The sequence below is a fragment of the Hymenobacter segetis genome (assembly GCF_054776495.1).
In genome coordinates this window covers 734,088-752,435 of the sequence record NZ_BAAHBV010000001.1, presented here as the reverse complement: position 1 = coordinate 752,435, position 18,348 = coordinate 734,088, and the positions used below count along the sequence as shown (strand labels likewise).

Annotated in this window: 14 protein-coding genes; 10 read left to right on the top strand and 4 right to left on the bottom strand. The window is 62.1% G+C overall.

Annotated features, from left to right (window positions below; genetic code table 11):
* Positions 1-45: 45 nt before the first annotated feature.
* Positions 46-1,149 carry a type I restriction endonuclease gene (locus ACYU70_RS03270; RefSeq protein ID WP_342301457.1) on the bottom strand — a complete coding sequence of 368 codons (1,104 nt, stop codon included), beginning with the start codon at positions 1,147-1,149 and terminating at the stop codon, positions 46-48.
* Positions 1,150-1,265: 116 nt separating this feature from the next.
* Positions 1,266-1,505, bottom strand: a complete 240-nt coding sequence (locus tag ACYU70_RS03265; RefSeq protein WP_342301456.1) for a hypothetical protein — start codon at positions 1,503-1,505, stop codon at positions 1,266-1,268.
* 181 nt (positions 1,506-1,686) lie between these two features.
* Here ACYU70_RS03265 and ACYU70_RS03260 point away from each other — a divergent pair, with 181 nt between their 5' ends.
* From ACYU70_RS03260 to ACYU70_RS03245, 4 genes are all read left to right on the top strand, one after another.
* On the top strand, positions 1,687-4,005 hold the full coding sequence (locus ACYU70_RS03260) for an efflux RND transporter permease subunit (RefSeq protein ID WP_342301454.1): 2,319 nt from the start codon (positions 1,687-1,689) through the stop codon (positions 4,003-4,005).
* A 258-nt stretch (positions 4,006-4,263) separates the two neighbouring features.
* A complete protein-coding gene (locus ACYU70_RS03255; protein WP_342301452.1) occupies positions 4,264-5,088 on the top strand; it encodes an oxygenase MpaB family protein in 825 nt (274 codons plus the stop codon).
* Between the two features lie 26 nt (positions 5,089-5,114).
* Positions 5,115-5,546 carry a ribosomal maturation YjgA family protein gene (locus tag ACYU70_RS03250; RefSeq protein WP_342301450.1) on the top strand — a complete coding sequence of 144 codons (432 nt, stop codon included), beginning with the start codon at positions 5,115-5,117 and terminating at the stop codon, positions 5,544-5,546.
* A 55-nt stretch (positions 5,547-5,601) separates the two neighbouring features.
* Complete coding sequence (locus ACYU70_RS03245; RefSeq protein WP_342301448.1) at positions 5,602-6,522, top strand: FKBP-type peptidyl-prolyl cis-trans isomerase; 921 nt, start codon at positions 5,602-5,604, stop codon at positions 6,520-6,522.
* 33 nt (positions 6,523-6,555) lie between these two features.
* On the opposite strand, the gene ACYU70_RS03240 is transcribed toward ACYU70_RS03245, so the two are convergent.
* Both ACYU70_RS03240 and ACYU70_RS03235 read right to left on the bottom strand, forming a co-directional pair.
* Positions 6,556-10,251: an AAA domain-containing protein gene (locus tag ACYU70_RS03240; RefSeq protein ID WP_460615883.1), complete on the bottom strand. Its 3,696-nt coding sequence runs from the start codon at positions 10,249-10,251 to the stop codon at positions 6,556-6,558.
* Between the two features lie 76 nt (positions 10,252-10,327).
* On the bottom strand, positions 10,328-10,810 hold the full coding sequence (locus ACYU70_RS03235) for a hypothetical protein (protein ID WP_460615882.1): 483 nt from the start codon (positions 10,808-10,810) through the stop codon (positions 10,328-10,330).
* Positions 10,811-10,865: 55 nt separating this feature from the next.
* On the opposite strand from ACYU70_RS03235, the gene ACYU70_RS03230 reads away from it, so the two are divergent.
* From ACYU70_RS03230 to ACYU70_RS03205, 6 genes are all read left to right on the top strand, one after another.
* Positions 10,866-11,411 (top strand): hypothetical protein, encoded by a 546-nt coding sequence (locus ACYU70_RS03230; RefSeq protein ID WP_342300991.1) that lies wholly within the window; start codon positions 10,866-10,868, stop codon positions 11,409-11,411.
* Positions 11,412-11,426: 15 nt separating this feature from the next.
* Complete coding sequence (locus ACYU70_RS03225; protein WP_342300993.1) at positions 11,427-11,786, top strand: hypothetical protein; 360 nt, start codon at positions 11,427-11,429, stop codon at positions 11,784-11,786.
* A 117-nt stretch (positions 11,787-11,903) separates the two neighbouring features.
* Positions 11,904-14,936 carry an SWIM zinc finger family protein gene (locus ACYU70_RS03220; RefSeq protein WP_342300995.1) on the top strand — a complete coding sequence of 1,011 codons (3,033 nt, stop codon included), beginning with the start codon at positions 11,904-11,906 and terminating at the stop codon, positions 14,934-14,936.
* Positions 14,937-14,939: 3 nt separating this feature from the next.
* Complete coding sequence (locus tag ACYU70_RS03215) at positions 14,940-16,034, top strand: ATP-binding protein (RefSeq protein ID WP_342300997.1); 1,095 nt, start codon at positions 14,940-14,942, stop codon at positions 16,032-16,034.
* A 36-nt stretch (positions 16,035-16,070) separates the two neighbouring features.
* Positions 16,071-17,063, top strand: a complete 993-nt coding sequence (locus ACYU70_RS03210) for a hypothetical protein (RefSeq protein WP_342300999.1) — start codon at positions 16,071-16,073, stop codon at positions 17,061-17,063.
* Between the two features lie 324 nt (positions 17,064-17,387).
* Complete coding sequence (locus ACYU70_RS03205; protein WP_342301001.1) at positions 17,388-18,290, top strand: NAD(P)/FAD-dependent oxidoreductase; 903 nt, start codon at positions 17,388-17,390, stop codon at positions 18,288-18,290.
* Positions 18,291-18,348: the final 58 nt, after the last annotated feature.

Sequence of the window (18,348 nt, the reverse complement as noted above, 5' to 3'; positions counted from 1 at the left end):
CCCGTTCAGGCAGCTTTCCTCATCTGTATAAAAGCCAATGACTAACTAAACAGCCACTTTCGTTTCATGTTTCTGCACGGCGGCTCGAATCCGGGAAGCCATGCCATACAAGTCATCGAGCGAGGTAATATCGACTCGTTCACCTCCTTCAATGTCAAACAGCGTCACATACTTTTTGCTGCTGTTGAAATGAAGCCGACAGATGGGCTTACGGTTATTATCATCCAACAAAATGCCGCAGTAGGATTGCACGTCCCGCATTACCACCCGATTAACCGGAACGGTTTTACGGAGGATGGCTCGCACAATCATGAAGCCTTCCGTCTCCTCAACAGTCGTTTCAATATCTTTTTCCTTGCCATCTGTATCAGTTCCAACCGTCGGTTCCATTACTGGTGCTGCCGGCACGTCGTTCACCAATAAGCTCTGCCCACTGGTATCAATCATTGCTGACCGCAATCGCATGGATATTTTGTCATTCAGAAACTGATGAAACGAGCGATGCACCAAGATGCTGAATTGCTCTTTGAGCTTGGGAGTTAACACACCTTCGTACACCTGCTTCGAAACGAAGTTTATAAAATCGGCCGACGGCTGGGTGAATTGCTCTTCAAAATATTTTTTGAAAGCCCGCATGTATTTGAGGTTGTATGCGGCAAAAAGCATATCCTCAATGTTGAAGCTGGCTTTACTGAGTTTTTTGATTTCAGCAACATCGTTCTCATTGAAGCTGGCGAGGTCGAATTCCAGAAAAGGCCGCTCATCCATCTTATTTGGCTGTTCCAAATCGGTGAACAACCGGTACACAAGTCCATTGGTGAGAACTGCAATCCGCGCTTCGGTTACGTGGAAATACCGAAATAACTGGCTGGCATGGTTGATATTGAGGTCGCTGCCAACGTGTTTGCACTCAATTAAAATGATTGGTTTGCCATCGCGCATAATGGCGTAGTCAATTTTCTCACCCTTTTTCGTGCCGATATCGCAAATAAACTCTGGCACAACTTCCGTAGGGTCAAACACATTATAGCCGAGAGCATTGATAAACGGCATTACCAGCGCTGTTTTCGTGGCTTCTTCGGTCTGAATATGCGTAATCTGCTTCTGAGCGCGCGATGCCAGATTAGTCAGTTGGTCAATAAGCTCCATAAATTTTGGGGTTGGTAGAAAACTGGGTAAACTTATGAATTTCTGGATAATAAAAAAGCCGCCTCGTTTCCGAAGCGGCTTTTTTGGTTCTCAGCGGCGGCCGGAGCCGGCGGTGATTAGAGCTTGGCGGCAGCCTCCGACTTGGCGGCGGGCTTCACGCTGGCGGTTTTGCCGCCTTTCATGCAGCACGAGCCGCCGGCCATGCCACCTTTCATGTCTTTGGTGCACGAAGCCTTCATGTCTTTGGTGCAGGTTTCTTTCTTGCCTTTTTTGCCGTCTTTGTCGTGGCCGTCGTGGGCGAAAGCGGTGGTGCCGGCGAAGGCAAACAGGGCGAGGGCGAGCAGGGTATTTTTCATGATAAACGAAGTGGGGTGAGGGGAAACAAAAGGGGAAAACGCACGGTTTTCAGGCTCTAAGATACACCGCTGCCGCACATTTTGAGGGGTGGGGCGTATGGAAGTTTGATTCTCCTTTTTGCTCACGAATTGCCGCCCGTCCGGGTCCCGCCCGGCGGGGGCCGGGCGCGGGGGCCCTCCGATGTCCCTTCGTCGCTACGCCCATACCACCCTGCTCGTGCTGGGCCTGCTCACGGCCCTGAGCGCTTTCTTCGTCGCCCAGCTACGGTTCAACTACAATTTCAACGACTTCTACCCTGCCGGCGACCCCGACTTGGACTACTACCAGGGCTACACCCAGCGCTTCGGCAACGACAACGACTACCTGCTGCTGGGCCTCGAAGCCCCGGCCGGCCGCACCGTGTTCGACCCCGCTTTTCTGGCCCAGGTTGATTCTCTGACCCGCCTGGCCGCCCGGCAAAAGAACGTGCTACACGTTACCTCGCCCACCACGCTGGCCAACACCGTGGTGGAGGGCCTCGGCGTGTTCAGCCTCCCCTACCTGCACCCCGACGCCTACCGCGCCGACCCCGCCCGCCGCGCCGCCGACTCCGTCCTGATTTACCACACGCCCGGCCTCATCGGCAACGTGTTCAGCCCCGATGCCCGCGCACTGGCCCTGGTGCTCCAGCTCACGCCCGACCTCGAAAAGCCGCCCGGCGACACGTTGTTCACCAACCTGCGTGCCGGCCTGGCCCGCCTGCACATTCCCGAGGAGCGGGTGCATTTCGCGGGGCGCATCGTGGCGCAATCCGTATTTGTGGACCGGCTGAAGTGGGAATTGGTGGTGTTTATGTCGCTGTCGGTGCTGCTGGTGACGGGGCTGCTGTGGCTCACGTTTCGGACGTGGTGGGGCGTGGTGCTGCCGCTGGTGGTGGTGCTGGGGGCCATTTTGTGGGGCCTGGGCATCATGGCCGCGTTCGGGGTCAGCATCGATTTGATGACGGCCCTGCTCCCGCTCATGCTGTTTGTGGTGGGCATGAGCGACACCATTCACATCATCAGCCGCTACGTGAGTGAATTAGGCTACGGGGCCAGCAAGAAGGACGCGCTGCGCGTCACGATTAAGGAATCGGGGTTTGGGTCAGGGCTGTCGGCGCTCACTACCAGCCTGGGCTTTTTCACGCTGATGACGAGTACGATTCGGCCCATTCACAACTTCGGGCTGTTCACGGGCATTGCCGTTATTCTGGCCTTTATTCTCAGTTTCACGCTGCTGCCGGCCATGCTGGTGCTGCTGGGCAAGCCCCAACTGCGCGAGCCGCGCCGCCAGGGCCACAGCTGGGACGGCGTGCTGGGGCGATTGTTTCGGCAGGTGCTGGTGCGGCGGCGGCTGATATTTACGCTGAGCGGGCTGGTGCTGGCGGCCTCCATCGGGCTGGCCACGCGGGTGCACATCAACTCCTCGCTGCTCGATGACCTTTCCAAAAGCGACCCGGTGCGGCAGGATTTCGCCTTTTTCGACCGGCAGTTTGCCGGCGTGCGGCCCTTTGAGCTGGAGCTGAAACCCGCATCCGGCCGCGACATCTACGACCTGGGGGTGCTACGCCAGACCGAGCAAATCGAAGGCTATCTGGCGAATACTTACGGCCTGCGCTTCGCGGCCTCGCCCGTCACACTGGTGAAATCGGTGCGCAAGGCCCTGCACGGCGGCGGCCTGGCCGACTACCGCCTGCCCGCCGACACGCTGGAACTGCGCAGTCTGCGCGGCAAGCTCCGGCAGTTCCGCAAGCGGCCCGAGTTCAGCGCCCTGGCCCTGCCCGATGGCTCGGCCGGCCGCCTCACCGGCCGCATGGCCGACGTGGGCAGCATCCGGGCCGACAAATTGAACGCCGCCCTGCGCCGCTACTTGCGCACCAGCACCGACAGCACCGTGCTGCGCACCCGCCTCACCGGCTCGTCCAACCTCATCGACAAAAACAACGAAAACCTGACCCTGAACATGATTCAGGGCATGGCCATCGACGTGGCGATGGTCACGCTCATCGTGCTGGCGCTGTTCAAATCCTTCCGCATGACCATTGTGGTGCTCATTCCCAACCTGCTGCCCATCATCATCGTGGCCGGCGTGATGGGCCTGGCCGGCGTGAACATGAAGGTGAGCACGAGCATCATTTTCACCATCGCCTTCGGCATCGCGGTTGATGACACCATTCACTTTATCAGCAAGCTGCGGCTCACCCTGGGCAAGGAACCGGACATCTTCAAGGCGGTGCGCTACACGTATCTGCTGGCCGGCAAGGCCGTTATTACCACCTCGCTCATTCTGGTGGGCGGCTTCTCCACGCTGCTGTTCTCGAAGTTCGATGGCACGTTCTACGTCGGGCTGCTGATTGGACTGACGCTGCTGTTCGGCGTGGTGGCCGAGTTGACGCTGCTGCCGCTGCTGATACTGTATTTCTACAAGCGGCCGAAGGTGGCGACAGTTGGAAAGGCGGTGCCCGACTTGCTCAGCAGATAGCTGAGCCGGATTGGGAAGGCTAAAATCTGATTTGCAGCCGCAATAGAAACAAGGTGTAGGGAGCGGGGCTTGCCCCCGCCCGTCGTTGAACGAGGCTTAAGTAGCTGTTCAACGACGGGCGGGGGCAGGCCCCGCTCCCTACTCATATCAAGCCAATTCGGGAAGTTTACTTTGAATTACAAAGTTCTTCATAAATTTGCACCAGAATTATCAGACCTCCGCCCGGTGTTCTGATTTTACCTCCGTCAGCAATACAACATGGATTACTTCGTAGCCCCCAATTCCATCGTGCGCCGCATCTGGGGCACTGCCGATACGGTGCTGTTCATCTTTGCCGGGGCGGCAGCCGAGTTCGCTCTCAACAAGGCGGTGGATTGGCTCTACTTCACCGGCCGCCTGCCCGCCGACCCGCTGGCGCGGCTCTTTTCCACGGTTGAATACGCCCGCCGTATCGTGTTTGCCGACCGCGCCGGGGCCGAGCGGGCCATCGACAGCATTGCCGCCATCCACGCGGCGGTGGAGGCGCGCCGGGGGCAGGCCATTCCGGCCTGGGCCTACCGCGACGTGCTGTTTATGCTCATCGGCTACTCCATGCGGGCTTTTGAGGTGCTGGAACGGCCCCTGACCGAGGCCGAGCGCGAGGAGATTGTGGCGGTGTTTTGCCGCGTGGGACGGCGGATGGGCGTGCCCGATTTGCCTACCTCCTACGCCGAATGGCGGGCCGCCCGCGAGCTGCACCTAGCCCGCGACACGGCCGCCAGCAATTACACCGCAGACTTGTATTTTCAATACCGACGCCACCTGGGCGGGCCGCGCTACCGGCTGCTGCGGCTGGTGCAGGGGCTGGTGGTGCCAGCCCGGGTGCGGCAGCTTTTGCAATTACCAGTCGGTGTTTTCATAAGCCCAGCCGTGGTTTTCTACCGCCTTACGCGGCGCTGGCGGGTGAGCCAGTCGGCGAAGAATGCCATGCTGCCGACGGAATATCTGTACCGGATTCAGGCGCTGGACGCGGCTCCGGTGATGCTGGCCGAGCCGGCGGTGGCCATGCAGCAGGCTCGCCGGTGCCCGATGCGCCACGGTTGATTACACACATCGGTTTTAATCGTCGCATGATTCGCATTCGGAAGCATTATTTACTGGCAGCCAGCTTATTATTCCTGCTGGAAGTTTTTATCGCCTTGTACATACATGATAAAATCATTCGGCCCTACGCCGGCGATTTTCTGGCCACCATTTTCCTCTATTGCCTCGCCCGGGGTATGCTGACGGCCGCGCCGGGGAAAGTGGCCTTGGGGGTGCTGCTCACGGCTTATCTAATTGAGACATTACAATATGTACACCTGCTGAGCTGGCTGGGCTGGCAGCATTCGCGGGTGGCGCGCATCGTGCTGGGCAGCCAGTTTGAGTGGGTCGACCTGCTGGCCTACACGCTGGGAATAGGGCTGATGCTGGGTCTTGAGGCCGGCTTAAGCTCAATTCGGCTGGGGAAAGTTGCGACCGCGCGGGCCATTGCCCTAGCAAAAAACGCGAACGCCGGATAGCAAATTCATGTTCTACGGACCTTAATGCCCTATTTTTACTCCCAAAAACCAGCCTATGAAATCCTATTTTTCCGCCGTATTTACGCGCCTGTTCTTATTGATGATGCTGGCCGGTGCCGGCGTGTTCACCACCGCCTGCAAGAAGGATGACCCCGAAGTCGTGGATTACAGCGGGGTTGACCAGGAAACCATCACCAAGTACCTGGCTTCCAAAAATATTACCACCGCTCAGCAACAGCCTTCCGGCCTGCAGTTTATCCCGGTCAGCACGAACCCTGCGGCTGCTAAAGTGGCCATCGGCTCCTCGGTGGCGGTGCTGTACACCGGCCATTTGCTGGATGCGGCTGGCACGGTGTTCGATGCTTCTTCCAAGCACAGCAACCCCCTGTTGACCTTTGTGGTGGGCGCGAACCAGGTTATTCCCGGCTTTGATGAAGGGGTTTCCCTGATGCACGTGGGCGATAAGGCAGAGTTTCTGATACCTTCCGGGCTGGCCTACGGCACGAAGGCGGTAGGCAGCATTCCGGCAAATTCGGTCCTGCGCTTCGAGGTGGAAGTAGTGAACGTGCCGGTGTATGATGACAACCTGATTACGAGCTACCTGAGCGCCAAAAACATTACCACTGCTCAGAAACAGGCTTCCGGACTCTACTTTCTGCCCGTTACGACCAACGCCAGCGCCGTGCGGCCGACCATTGGCAACACGGTTACGATGCTGTACACCGGCCATTTGTTTGATGCCACCGGTACGGTGTTCGATGCCTCGTCCTTGCGCAACAACACGCCGACAACCTTCACTTTTGGGCGCGGCCAGCTGATTACGGGCTTTGAAGAGGGCATTGCCCTGATGCACAAAGGCGACAAGGCAGAGCTGCTATTGCCGTCGGCGCTGGCCTATGGCGTGCAGGGCGCTTCCACCAGCATCGGCCCCAATACAGCCTTGCGCTTCGAGGTGGAAGTGGTGGATATCAAGTAGAACGGGTTAATAAACGGATGACGCGGAGCCGCGCTACCGCACCCGGGCCAGCAGGGCCGCGTGGTGGGGGGCGCGGCTCAGCATTTCCGCGTTGCCGAGCAGCACGAGCTGCTGGCGGGCGCGGGTGAGGGCCACGTTGAGCTTGCGGTCGACCTGCCCGGTTTCGTCGGGCGATACCATGAGCTCCAGCTGGTGCTCGTGGTGGCAGCAGAAGCTCACGATGATGACCTCGCGCTGGCTGCCCTGGTAGCGCTCCACGGTGTCAACGCTGATTTGGGCGAGGGCGGGCAGGGCCAGCTCGCGGGCCAACTGGGCCAGCCGCGCGCGGATGCGGGCCGCTTGATTGCGGTAGCTGGCGATGATGCCGAGCGTGGTTTCGGGGTTAAAATCGGGGCCGTAGCCTTGGGCCACGTAGGCGGCGGCGCGGGCGGCCAGCTCGGCTTCCTGGGCCGATTCCTTCATGGACAAATCCTCGGGCTGGCGCTGGGTGGGCACAAAAACCACTCGCTGGCGGCGCAGCGCGGCCGTGAAATCATCAGTCCCGGCGGGCCAGGCGGTGCGGTCCATCGGGGCGGCCTGCCAGGGCTGTGGGCAGCGCAGCTGGCCTTCGTAAAAGTCTTGGTTGACGAGCACGGCCAGCTCCTGATGCATGCGGTACTGGTCGGCGAGGGTGCCGTGGGCGTGGGGCCAGTGGGCCTCGGCGCGGCGGAACAGGCGCTCGAAGTAGGAGTTGCGCAGGTTGGTGAGGCCAAGGTTTTCGCGCAGCAAATCGGCTACTTCCGGTGCCACGGCGCTGGTTTCGGGCTCCTGGGCCACCACGGCGGGCAGCTGGCGGTGGTCGCCGATGAGAATGAACTTCTTCACCTTAGCCAGCAGCGCCAGCATCGGCGATTCCAGCACCTGGCTGGCTTCATCCACCACGGCCACGTCGAACTGCTTGAGCATAAATAACTCCGGCTTGCCCAGCAGGCTTGCCACCGTGCCCACGTAAAAAGGCGTGCCCGTGAGGCGGGCGCGCACGGTTTGGCGGCTGCCGCAGTCGGCAATCATGGCATCGAGCAGATACGGCCGGTACTGCGGCGACGTGCCCAACCGTGAACCGACCCGAATAAACGGCAGTTTAGCTTCCACCAGCTGCTCGCAGATTTCGTCCACGGCGCGGTTGGTGTAAGCGGCCAGCAGCACCTGCTTGTCTTCTTTGTAGAGATTTTCGGCCAGCTCGCGCAGTACGCTGCGGGTTTTGCCGGTGCCGGGCGGGCCGCAGAGCACGAACCAGTCGGGCGCGGCCAGGGCACGGGCCACTACTTCGGGGGCCGTGGTGGCAGGCGCGGCGGCGGGGTTCCAGCCCTCCGGCTCGCGCGGGCCGGTGCGGGCCAGCAGGCGCTTGCGGCGCTCCGGGCTCAGGCTGAGGAAGGACGAGAGGCCTGCCCACTCGCGCCGGAAGGTGTCGTAGGTATCGGGCTCCAGGGCCCAGTGCGAGTGGCCCAGCAGGTAGCGCGGGGCCATGCGGCGGTTGCGCACGCTGAGCACCACGCGGCCATCGGCCCCGAGGTCTTCGGCGAGGACGACTTTTACTACTTGCGCGTCGAGGACGCTGAGCTGGTGGATTGGTGGGTTGGTGGGTTGGTGGGCTGGTGGGTTGGCTTCGGCTGAGTTAGAAACTGCCGTTACTTCGGAAGCCTCAGCGGCAGCGGTTTCGCGGGAGTTGCGGCGGCGTGGGTAGAGAATCAGCGTGTCGCCGGCGCGGAAATTGACTTCGCGGCCCCCGGCCGGGCGCTGGAAAATGAGGTGCGGGCCGAGGCTGTCGCGGGCATCATCGGGTGCGCCGCTGTGGTCTTCGATTAGCTCCAGGTCATCGAGCAGGCTGAAATTTTGATACTTGCGGGCCTGGGGCAATAGCCAGAGGCCGGCCTGGCCGCCGGCATCGCCGGGGCGGGCTTCGTCGCCGAGCAGGGTGAGGCGCATTTCGCGGGCCGAAAAGCGGGCCAGCTCCAGGCAGTAGGCGCGCTCCACGGGGTCGGCGGCGGCCCAGGCGTTGGCTACTTTTTCGGCTTTGGCTTTGCCGAAGGGCGGCAGGGCCATGAGGTTGGGGTGCAGCACGGGTGCCAGCAGGTGGGCCGTCTGGCGCGGGCCGGTGGCGCGGGCCAGCTGCAGTTCGGTACCCACGAGCTGGTTGCGGGCCGAGAGCAAGCGGTCAATCAGGTCCTGGTCCTGGTCGACGCGGCGCACGGCGGGCTGGCCGCTGGCCGCGTTGGAGTACAGAATGCTGGTGCGGCCCCGGCCAGCCGTTTCACCATCGGCCCCGAATACCGATTCCAGGAGCAGACGGTAGAGCTGGGCCTGGGCGGCGTGGTTGGTCCAAGGCTCGGCGTGGGGCACTTTGGTCGAGCTTTTGAGCTCAATCAGGTCGTAGCCGGTGCTGCTTTCGTGCAGCAAATCGAGCCGCCCTTGCAAGCCGTAGGTGGCCGAGAGGAAGGTGGGTTCGAGGAAGCAGTCGGCCAGACGCAGAGGTTCCTGCTGGTAGCCAGTGCGGCTGGCGGCCACGAAGCCCAGGGCGCGGGTTTCGCGCAGAGTGCGGTGGTGGCGGCGCAGGTCGTTCAGCAGTTCGGGCACGCCGGTGCGGGTCTGAAACTCGGGCAGGGTGCTGAGCGAGAGCGGGGCCGAGCGGAACAGCCGGCCCCGGAAGAACGTTTCCAGGTCGAATTCTTTCGGTGTCGGTTGTTCGTTGTCAGTTGTTAGTTCGAATTGGGAGTTACCCGCAGCCTCCGAATTAGCCATTTCAGAAGCCGCTTCCGGCTCGGCGGTGGCAATGGCGTGGCCGGCCAGCTTCGCCAGCCGCTCCCGCTGCTGCCGTTTTGCGGCGGCTTCCTGTTTCGACTTCAGTTCTTCCTGCCGGCCGGCGTGGCTCACTTCCTCATCAAGCAGCAGGTTCACCAGGTTTCCGAGTACCAGCGGGCGCGAGGTTTCATCGGGTAAAAAGGCGTTCAGCAGCGCCCATTCGGGGATGGTGCCGTCGCGCTGGGCGCATTCGGCAATGGTGGTGACGCTGATGAGGTAGTCGGGCTCCAGCACTACGCGGCGGGCGCGCACGCTGCCATCGGCCAGCAGCACCGGGCCGATGAGGTGCAGCGTGGGATGCAGCGCGGCGGCCAGCGGCAGCACGTTTTCATAGGCGGCGGGCAGCAGCAGACCGAAGGGACCGGCGGGGCGGCCATCGGCGGGCGCGGCCATCTCGACGGTGAGCGCGCCGGTGGCCAGGTCGGCGTGCAGCACCCGCACGCGCCAAGTGGTGCTGGCGGCGGCTTCGGGAATGTGGGCCGCAGCGGTACCGGCTATTTCTGCCGTTTCGGTGGGCGCGGCAGTTTCAGCCACTATCCGGGGCAGCGCGGGACCGGCGTAGGCCGCGCCGGTGAGGTGTAGCACCAGCGCCGCCACCGCCGCGAAGCCCTGGGCCGTTTCGGCGCGGGTGCCGGCGTAGCTTTCGTGCACCACCAGGTTGGCGGCTAGGCGCAGGGCTTGGAGCTGCTGGCGCAGGGCGGCGGGCAACTCATGGGTGTAGGCGGCCTGGCCGATTGCCTGGTTGAGGTCGATAAACGGGGCTTCGCGGGCCTTGCAGTCGTCGCGCAGCACGGTTTCGAGCAGCTTGCGCAGCTTGGGGAGCTGGTCGGCGGGCGCGGCGGCGGGGTCGGCGGCCAGCGCGGCGAGGCGGGAGTAGTAGCGGGTGGGCATCGGAAGGTAGAGAAATAGCGGCCGGACTTATAAAAGTAACGGTTTTCCGGCTCCGGCCGGCCCGCTGCCGGCTGGGCTAGCGGGCGGCGCTCAGGCCCACGGGGGCGGCCAGCGGGCCTTCCTCGTACATATTCAGGTAGAGTTTGAGGGGCTGCTTCTGTCCTTTCCAAGTGATGGAATACACGTCGAGCTGGCCTTCGTTGTCGATGCCGCCATCCCCAATCTTAAACGCGCAGCAGTTGCCTTCGTGCTCGTAATTAATGGGTTCGCCCCTGGGGCCCAGCAGGGCGTTGAGGTAGCGCTGCTGGTTGCGCACGCCGGCTTCGCGCCCGCCGCCGACCCGCACCGGGTTGTTTGCCGTAAAGCCGTAGGTATCGTCCGAACTGGTGGCCTGAATCAGGAAGGGCAGCACGCCGCTGCCGCCTTTTTCGTAGAGGCCTTCCGATGCCGCGCCGCCGTAGGTGGGCGGCGTTTTGGGTCGGGCCGTTTCGCAGCTCCACACGCTCAGCGCCCCGAGCAATAAGAGGCTGCCTTTTTTCATTAGTTGAATTTTCTTCATGCGTACGTCCTTGTTTCCCTTGGTTGACAGTTTGCAAATAACCACCCGCCGCCCATTGTTTCGCTCCCTGGTACTCAGTGGCGGGCTTTTTTGGAGTTTGGCCACGGCCGCCCAGACACCGGCCATCACCCCGGATTCGCCCCTGCCCGGCCTGCTGGCCGAGCGCAAAGCGCTGACCGACCGCTACACGGCCGCCAGCGCCCAGCGCCACAGCCTGTTCGGCAACAAGCCCTCCAAAAAAGACTTAGAGGAAGTGGTAGAAGCCCTGCAAGGCATCGTGGATAAGGACCAGCAGATTGTGGACGTGCTCAACCGCACCGCCCAGGCGGCTCAGACCAATTCCGTGCGCCTGGCCGCAACCACCACCCACCTCGAAACCAGCTCGCGCGACGACCGCAACCTGACTGCCCAGCGCCTCTCCGAGCTCACCAACGAAACCGAAAACCTGCGCCAGCGCGAAAAGCAGCAACTGGCCCGCCAGCGCGACCTCGAAGCCGAAGTGGCCGAAGCCAAGCAGGGCCATTTCGTGCGCGATGCCCTCATTGCCGGCCTCGCCGTGCTGTGTGTGGGGCTGGTGGTGGCGTTGCGCCGGCGCCGGTAGGCGTACTTTTGGCCCATGTCGGCCACTTTTCCGTTTCAGCTCGCCCCCGCCCCGCCTCCCATTTCGCCCGAGTACCAACTGGTGATTTTTGCTGATGTGGGCGGGCTGGAGGATTATTACGCCCTATTTCAGCACTTCGGCTTCGGCGGCACGGCGGCTTCCTGGGCCGAGCACCTCGAAACCATCATCGAAGAGCACCAACCCGCGCTGCTCGATGAAATAGAGTTTGCCGACAGCGGCCACACGTTTGTGGCCTACGCCGCCAGCCCGGCCATTGCCGAGGAGTTTCTGGCCTGCGTGCTGCCATATTTCGGTACGCTGTCGTCCCTGCGCAAGTACCTGAGCCAAGCCGACCCGGACGACTTTTTTGCGTGAAACTGGGGCGTGGGGCTGTAGCACATGCTTCAGCTTGTGCCGTTGCGAAATCGAATTGCCTGGTACCGCACAAGCTAAAGCATGTGCTACATACTTTTGGTGCCTGCCCCGCCCCGCATGATTTCCTATTCTGAAGCGCAAGCCCTCGCCCTCATCACCGCCCCCGGCACCCTCAAACGGGGCCAGGAGCTGCTGAAACCCGCCAAATGGGCCAATCTGGGCCGCACCGAAACGGCAGCCTGGGGCGACTGCGCCGGCAGCGGCTCCAAGCCCTACCTCACCGGCATCGACCTGACGGAGCCGGCCTTCAAGTGCAGCTGCCCCAGCCGGGTTTTTCCCTGCAAGCACGGCGCGGGCCTGATCCTACTCATGGCCCGCCAGCCGGAGCTTTTTGGTGGCAATACGCCACCTGCCTGGTTGGCCGAGTGGCTGGAAAAACGCCAGCAAAGCCAAGAGAAAAAGGCTGAAAAACCCGCTTCTAAAGTTTCTAAAGCGACTGTAGCAACTGAATTACTGGCCGACGAAGCAAGCCCGGTCTCTCCGTTTGTTAGGGAGGAAACGGCGGCCGTTGAAACGCCGCTTCAAAGTCAAACAACGCCAGCCGTCGACCCCAAGCGCCTCGCCCGCATGGCCGCCGGGGCCGAAGACCTCATAGCCTGGCTCGAAGACCTGATGCGCGCCGGCCTCGCCACGCTCGACAAGCAGCCGCCAAAATTTTGGGAAAGCCAGGCCGCCCGGCTGGTCGACCACCAGCTGCCCGGCCTGGCCGCCACCCTGCGCGAGCTGGCCACCCTGCGCCACGCCCACGCCGACTGGCCCCCGCGCCTGCTGGGCCGCCTCGGCGAATTGTATTTGCTGACCCGCACCTTCCAGAACCTCCCCAATCTTGCCCCCGATGCCCGGGCCGAGGTACTCCAGCAAGTCGGCATCAACCTGAAAAAAGAGGACTTACTCGCCAACGCCACGCCCGTGGCCGACTCCTGGCGCGTGCTGGGCCAATTCCGCTGGGAAGAGGACCGCCTGACGGCCCGCCGCACCTGGCTGCACGGCCGCAAAACCGGCCAAACGGCGCTGGTGCTGGAGTTTTCGTTCGGCGGGCAGCCGTTCAACACGCCGTTTATTCCACACGGCGCATATCTGGGCGAGTTGGTTTTCTATCCCGGCCTGCTGCCGCTGCGGGCCGCCCCGGTCAACGTAAAGTTTGACGGTACGGTGCCGGAAACCGTGGTGCCGCCCGGCCAGTCCATCAGCCAGTTGCTGAATGATTACGCCAGCGCCCTGGCCCGCCAGCCCTGGCTGCGCGAGTGGCCCGCCACCCTGGCCCAGGTCCTGCCAACGCGGCAGCCCGATGGCCGCTGGCTCCTGCACCATCCCGAAGACGGGGCTTTGCCCCTGCGCTTCGCCGATGAGGATGTGCCCTGGCAGCTGCTGGCCCAAAGCGGCGGCCACCCGCTCACCCTCTTTGGCGAATGGGACGGCCGGGCCTTCCGTCCTTTAAGCAGCTGGGCCGGAACAGCCAGAGCCGTGGAAACCTCCTCCAGTCAGGGCCCCGATAACCGGCCCCAACTGCAGCAAGCAGCGGTGGAACCCGGCCAATTCCCGCTTCCCTCCCCTGCCCAGCTGCTGCGTACCGCCCTGCTCGGCACCCGGCAGAGCGGCACAGCCATCTCGCCACCGTCAACTGGCACTGCCGATGCCGACGGCGCTGAGCAACAACTCCTGCTGGCGGCGGGCACCCTGGCCGTGCTGCAGAAAGCCGGCTTCCGGCCCGCTGCCGCCCCGCCACCGCCGGCCCCCGCTCCCGCCGAAAGCCGGGTGCCGCTGGGGCCCCTCGGCACGGAGTGTTTCCGGGCCCTGCTGGCCGGCAACCGCTATTCCGCTTTTCGCACCGATTACTGGACGCTGATGGTGGAGCACCAGCGCCTGATACCGCCGGTGCTGCTGGTGGCTGCGCTCGGCAATTCGGATTTGCGGCTGCACCTGCCGGGCACCTTGTCGGCCATCCTGGGCGAGCGGGGCCACTGGCTGGCGCAGCAAAACCCCGACTGGCAGCCGGTGCTGGCCAACGTGCACCCCTCGCAAGACCTGGCGACCTGGGAAACGGGGACCCTGCACGAGCGTCGCTTCTTCATCCAGCGGCTCCACGAGTCGGACCCCGAACAGGCCCGGCAGCTGCTGACCGCCGCGCTGCCCACCGAACGCGCGGCCACCCAGGCGGCCCTGCTGGCCGAGCTACAGCACACCGTGACCGGAGCCGACGAACTCCTGCTGGCCACCTACCTGGGCTCGAAAAGCAAGGAGGTGCGGCAAACGGTGGTGCCGCTGCTGGCACCGCTGCCCCATTCGGCCCTGGTGGAACGGCTGTGGCAGCGCGCCGCCCCCCTGCTCACCCTGAAACGCCCCCTGATTGGCCGCAACAAGCTGGAAGTAGCCCTGCCCGAAACCTGGGATAAAACCTGGCTGGCCGACGGCATCGAGCAGAAAGACGACCAGTTCGAGGGCGGCGAGCGGGCCGGCCAGCTGGGCCAGCTGCTCACGCTGCTGCCCCACAGCCGCTGGGCCGCACACCTGCAAGTATCGGCCGAGGAGCTCCTGAGCCTGGCCGAAGCCACCGAATGGGCGAGCCTGCTACTGCGGGCCTGGTCGCGGTCAGCCTACCTGCACAAGGACAAAACGTTTGCCGCGCCCCTGCTGCGGCACCAGTTCACGCAGCCCAACCTGTTGCATCACCAGCAAGTCACGCACCTGACCTGGCTGCTGAGCGAGGACGAGAAAATAGCGCTGCTCCGCACGCTGCTGCCGCTCCAGGACAAGCGCGCGCCGTTTCTCCTGCCCGACATCCTGAATTACATTTTCGCGCCCTGGCCCGCCGATATCGTCAGCGCGGCGCTCCAGCACATTGCCGACGTGCTGGCCCCCCTCGTCACCAATCCCTACGGCGAGCCGTACCAGCGCCTTTCCACCCTGCTCTACCGCCTGGCGAGCTACGTGCCTCCGGCGCTGGCCGCGCAGTGCACCGCCGCGCTCCGGCCCGTGGGCGAAAGCCACCCCCTCGTGGCTCCCCTAATCGAGCAATTCATCGACTCCTTGCATTTTCGCCAGCAGCTCACCGCCAGCCTCACCGAACCTTTCCTTCCTTCAATTTCCTAACCCATGGCCGCTCCCTCGCCCACCCTCCTCCGCCCCCACGCCGAAGACCTCTACGCCAAAGAGCTCGCCGCCCTCCGCGCCGCCGACGACCGCCCCAAGCCGCCCGGCTGGCACCTCTCGCCCTGGGCCGTGGTCACCTACCTGCTGGGTGGCAAGCTCGATAACGGCTTCGAAATCGAGCCCAAGTACATCGGCCAGCGGCGGCTGATGGAAATTGCCGTCGCCACCCTGGCCACCGACCGCGCCCTGCTGCTGCTCGGCGTGCCCGGCACGGCCAAAAGCTGGGTGTCGGAGCACCTCACCGCCGCCATCAGCGGGCACACCAACCTGCTGGTGCAGGGCACCGCTGGCACCGCCGAAGACAGCCTCCGCTACTCCTGGAACTACGCCCGCCTCCTCGCCGAAGGCCCCTCCCTGGCCGCCCTCGTGCCCAGCCCGCTCTACAAAGGCATGGAAACCGGCCAGCTCGTCCGCATCGAAGAGCTCACCCGCATCCCCTCCGACGTGCAGGACACCCTGCTCACCATGCTCTCCGAAAAGGTGCTGCCCATCCCCGAGCTCAGCACCGAAATCCAGGCCCGCCAGGGCTTCAACGTCATCGCCACCGCCAACGACCGCGACCGCGGCGTGAACGAGCTCAGCAGCGCCCTGCGCCGCCGCTTCAACGCCGTGGTGCTGCCCCTGCCCGCCACCCTGGCCGAGGAAGTCCACATCGTGCAAACCCGCGTGGCCAAGCAGGGCCAGCCCCTCCAGCTGCCCGTCGAAGCCCCCGCGCTGGAGCAAATCAGCCGCCTCGTCACCATCTTCCGCGAGCTGCGCCAGGGCGTCACCGACAACGGCAAAACCAAGCTCAAGTCGCCCAGCGGCACCCTGAGCACCGGCGAAGCCATCTCCGTCATGAACTCCGGCCTGGCCCTAGCCGCCTACTTCGGCGACGGCACCCTGCGCGCCCACGACCTGGCCGCCGGCCTCACCGGCGCCGTCATCAAAGACCCCACCCCCGACCGCGTCGTCTGGCTCGAATACCTCGAAACCGTAGCCAAGGAGCGGGATGGCTGGAAGGATTTGTATAGGGCCTGTCGGGAGGTTGTGGAGTAACTGTGTATTAAAACCCAACACCAAACATTCACTACAATGGGGTCGAAATTAATTATCAATCAATTAAAATTAGCTTATAGCCCCCTATCAAACCGTGATTTTGCGTTATTGAAAGATGACACTGACATTCAGGCAAATCTAATAAACAGCAATTTATACGCAATATGCCAACGGCCAGAATTATACTTCTCTAATCTGAATTATTATTCGGAAGATGGAATGATAGACTTAGAAATACGCCAAGAAAACAATCCAAATATTTTAAGGGTTTTGGTTCCCTTATTTCAGGAGTGCTTCAACATTGACCCTTCAAAGTATGTGTTAATTTCGGCAGGTGCCCACAATCCTAAGAGCAATTTAGGAGAAATGCCTATGAACTATGTGGCAGGATTTAAGATATATGAAGGTGAAGATGAAAAAACGTTAGGAAAATTTATCGTATGGTTTACACCAGAGAAGTTACTCCAAAACATATGGAACGGCGGTATCATTGCTGATATCGAAGGAAATATTCGAAACTTTACAAAATATCAAGTCCTTTATGTTGGTAAAGCAACTGACCAAAGAGTTTGGCAAAGATTATCCGGGCATGATGCGTTGCAGAACATACTTTCACTTGAAGAGCCAATCGTATTTGGCTCATTACCTACTCACGAGATAGCCATTCTTTTCTTTGCTTTTAAAGAAAATACACACATTCAAAGTTTCGGAGCCAAATCGGGCAGCAAAGAATTTGTGGATTTAATGATGGGCTATTCATTACCTAGTCAGAAATCAATCTTCCTTGATGCAGAGAAAGCTCTTATCAATGCGATGCTCCCCAAATACAATAAAGAGCTATTTAAGAGTTACCCTAAAAGCAAGGATGGCCTTTATTCAAATTCTTATGATTATATAAGATATACTTTCACGGACCCTATCAGTTTGATTTACAGCTTAGGTGAAATCCGTGGAGGGCTTAACGCATTCGGTGGTGACAAGATTATTATCGAGCAAAACAAGACTATGAAATTAATCAAAGCCGATTAGAGCGCCCAAACCAGCGAAAGAAGAAGTCTAGCCTATCCCCAACACCCGCCAGCACCGATTCCACACCCGCCACTAGGATATCTTCAAGCGTCAGTAGGATATCTTCCAGTGCCAGCACCGTGTCCACAGGTGCCAGTAGGATACCTTTTATAGGAAGTAGGATATCTTCGGCCGCTAGTAGGATATATTTTAGCGTCAGTAGGATATCTGCCGGATGCAGCAGCGTGTCGGCGGGTAAAACAGGTTTTTTGTAAGGGAATCCGGCTGCCCGCGTCCGCCCCGATGGCCCGCAGGTATCGCGGCTGCTTCCTTCCCTCTTCCTCTATGCCCGATTTCGACGCCATTATCATCGGCGGCAGCTACGCCGGCCTCTCCGCCGCGATGGCCCTGGGCCGCTCCCGCCGCCGCGTGCTCCTCCTCGACACCGGCCGGCCCTGCAACCGCCAAACGCCCCACTCCCACAACTTCCTCACCCAGGACGGGGCCACCCCCGCCGCCCTGCGCGCCCAGGCCCTGGCCCAGGTGCAGCACTACCCCACCATCGAGCTGCGCAACGACGAAGCCCTGGCCGCCACCGCCCTCCCCGGCGGCGGCTTCCGCGTCGAAACCGCCGCCGGGGCCGCCCCCACCGCCGCCCGGCTGCTGCTCGCCACCGGCGTCATCGACCTGCTGCCCGCCCTGCCCGGCTTTGCCGAGTGCTGGGGCATTTCGGTGCTGCACTGCCCCTACTGCCACGGCTATGAAGTAGCCGACCAGCGCCTCGGCGTCATCGGCAACGGCGACGTGGGCTTCGATTTCGCCCGCCTCATTCACAACTGGTCGCCCCGCCTCACCCTCTTCACCGACGGCCCCGCCACCCTCGACCCCGCCCAGCGGCAGACCCTCGCCCGCCACGGCATCACCATCGAAGAAAAGCCGCTGGCCGGCATCATCCACACCCAGGGGCAGCTGCAAGCCGTGCAGCTGGCCGATGGCAGCGCCCGCCCGCTCGACGCGGTATTTGCCCGCGTGCCGTTTGAGCAGTCCGGCCCTCTGGCCCGGCAGTTGGGCTGCGCCTTCACCGAAATGGGCCACGTGCAGGTCGATGATTTCCAACGCACCAGCGTGCCCGGTGTGTTCGCGGCCGGCGATGCCACCACGGGCTTCCGGGCCGTTTCGGCCGCCGTGGCCGCCGGCGGCAAGGCCGGTGCCCTTATCAACATGGGGCTAATCGAAGAGCGTTTCTAGGCCCGGCTGCTTGTAGCGCGGACTTTGTAGTCCGCGCTACTGGCCTGGCGGCGCGGGG

Coding starts and splice junctions, on each gene's coding strand:
- ACYU70_RS03270 (WP_342301457.1), bottom strand. CDS start 1,149: ATGGAGCTTATTGACCAACTGACTAATCTGGCATCGCGCGCTCAGAAG.
- ACYU70_RS03265 (WP_342301456.1), bottom strand. CDS start 1,505: ATGAAAAATACCCTGCTCGCCCTCGCCCTGTTTGCCTTCGCCGGCACC.
- ACYU70_RS03260 (WP_342301454.1), top strand. CDS start 1,687: ATGTCCCTTCGTCGCTACGCCCATACCACCCTGCTCGTGCTGGGCCTG.
- ACYU70_RS03255 (WP_342301452.1), top strand. CDS start 4,264: ATGGATTACTTCGTAGCCCCCAATTCCATCGTGCGCCGCATCTGGGGC.
- ACYU70_RS03250 (WP_342301450.1), top strand. CDS start 5,115: ATGATTCGCATTCGGAAGCATTATTTACTGGCAGCCAGCTTATTATTC.
- ACYU70_RS03245 (WP_342301448.1), top strand. CDS start 5,602: ATGAAATCCTATTTTTCCGCCGTATTTACGCGCCTGTTCTTATTGATG.
- ACYU70_RS03240 (WP_460615883.1), bottom strand. CDS start 10,251: ATGCCCACCCGCTACTACTCCCGCCTCGCCGCGCTGGCCGCCGACCCC.
- ACYU70_RS03235 (WP_460615882.1), bottom strand. CDS start 10,810: ATGAAGAAAATTCAACTAATGAAAAAAGGCAGCCTCTTATTGCTCGGG.
- ACYU70_RS03225 (WP_342300993.1), top strand. CDS start 11,427: ATGTCGGCCACTTTTCCGTTTCAGCTCGCCCCCGCCCCGCCTCCCATT.
- ACYU70_RS03220 (WP_342300995.1), top strand. CDS start 11,904: ATGATTTCCTATTCTGAAGCGCAAGCCCTCGCCCTCATCACCGCCCCC.
- ACYU70_RS03215 (WP_342300997.1), top strand. CDS start 14,940: ATGGCCGCTCCCTCGCCCACCCTCCTCCGCCCCCACGCCGAAGACCTC.
- ACYU70_RS03210 (WP_342300999.1), top strand. CDS start 16,071: ATGGGGTCGAAATTAATTATCAATCAATTAAAATTAGCTTATAGCCCC.
- ACYU70_RS03205 (WP_342301001.1), top strand. CDS start 17,388: ATGCCCGATTTCGACGCCATTATCATCGGCGGCAGCTACGCCGGCCTC.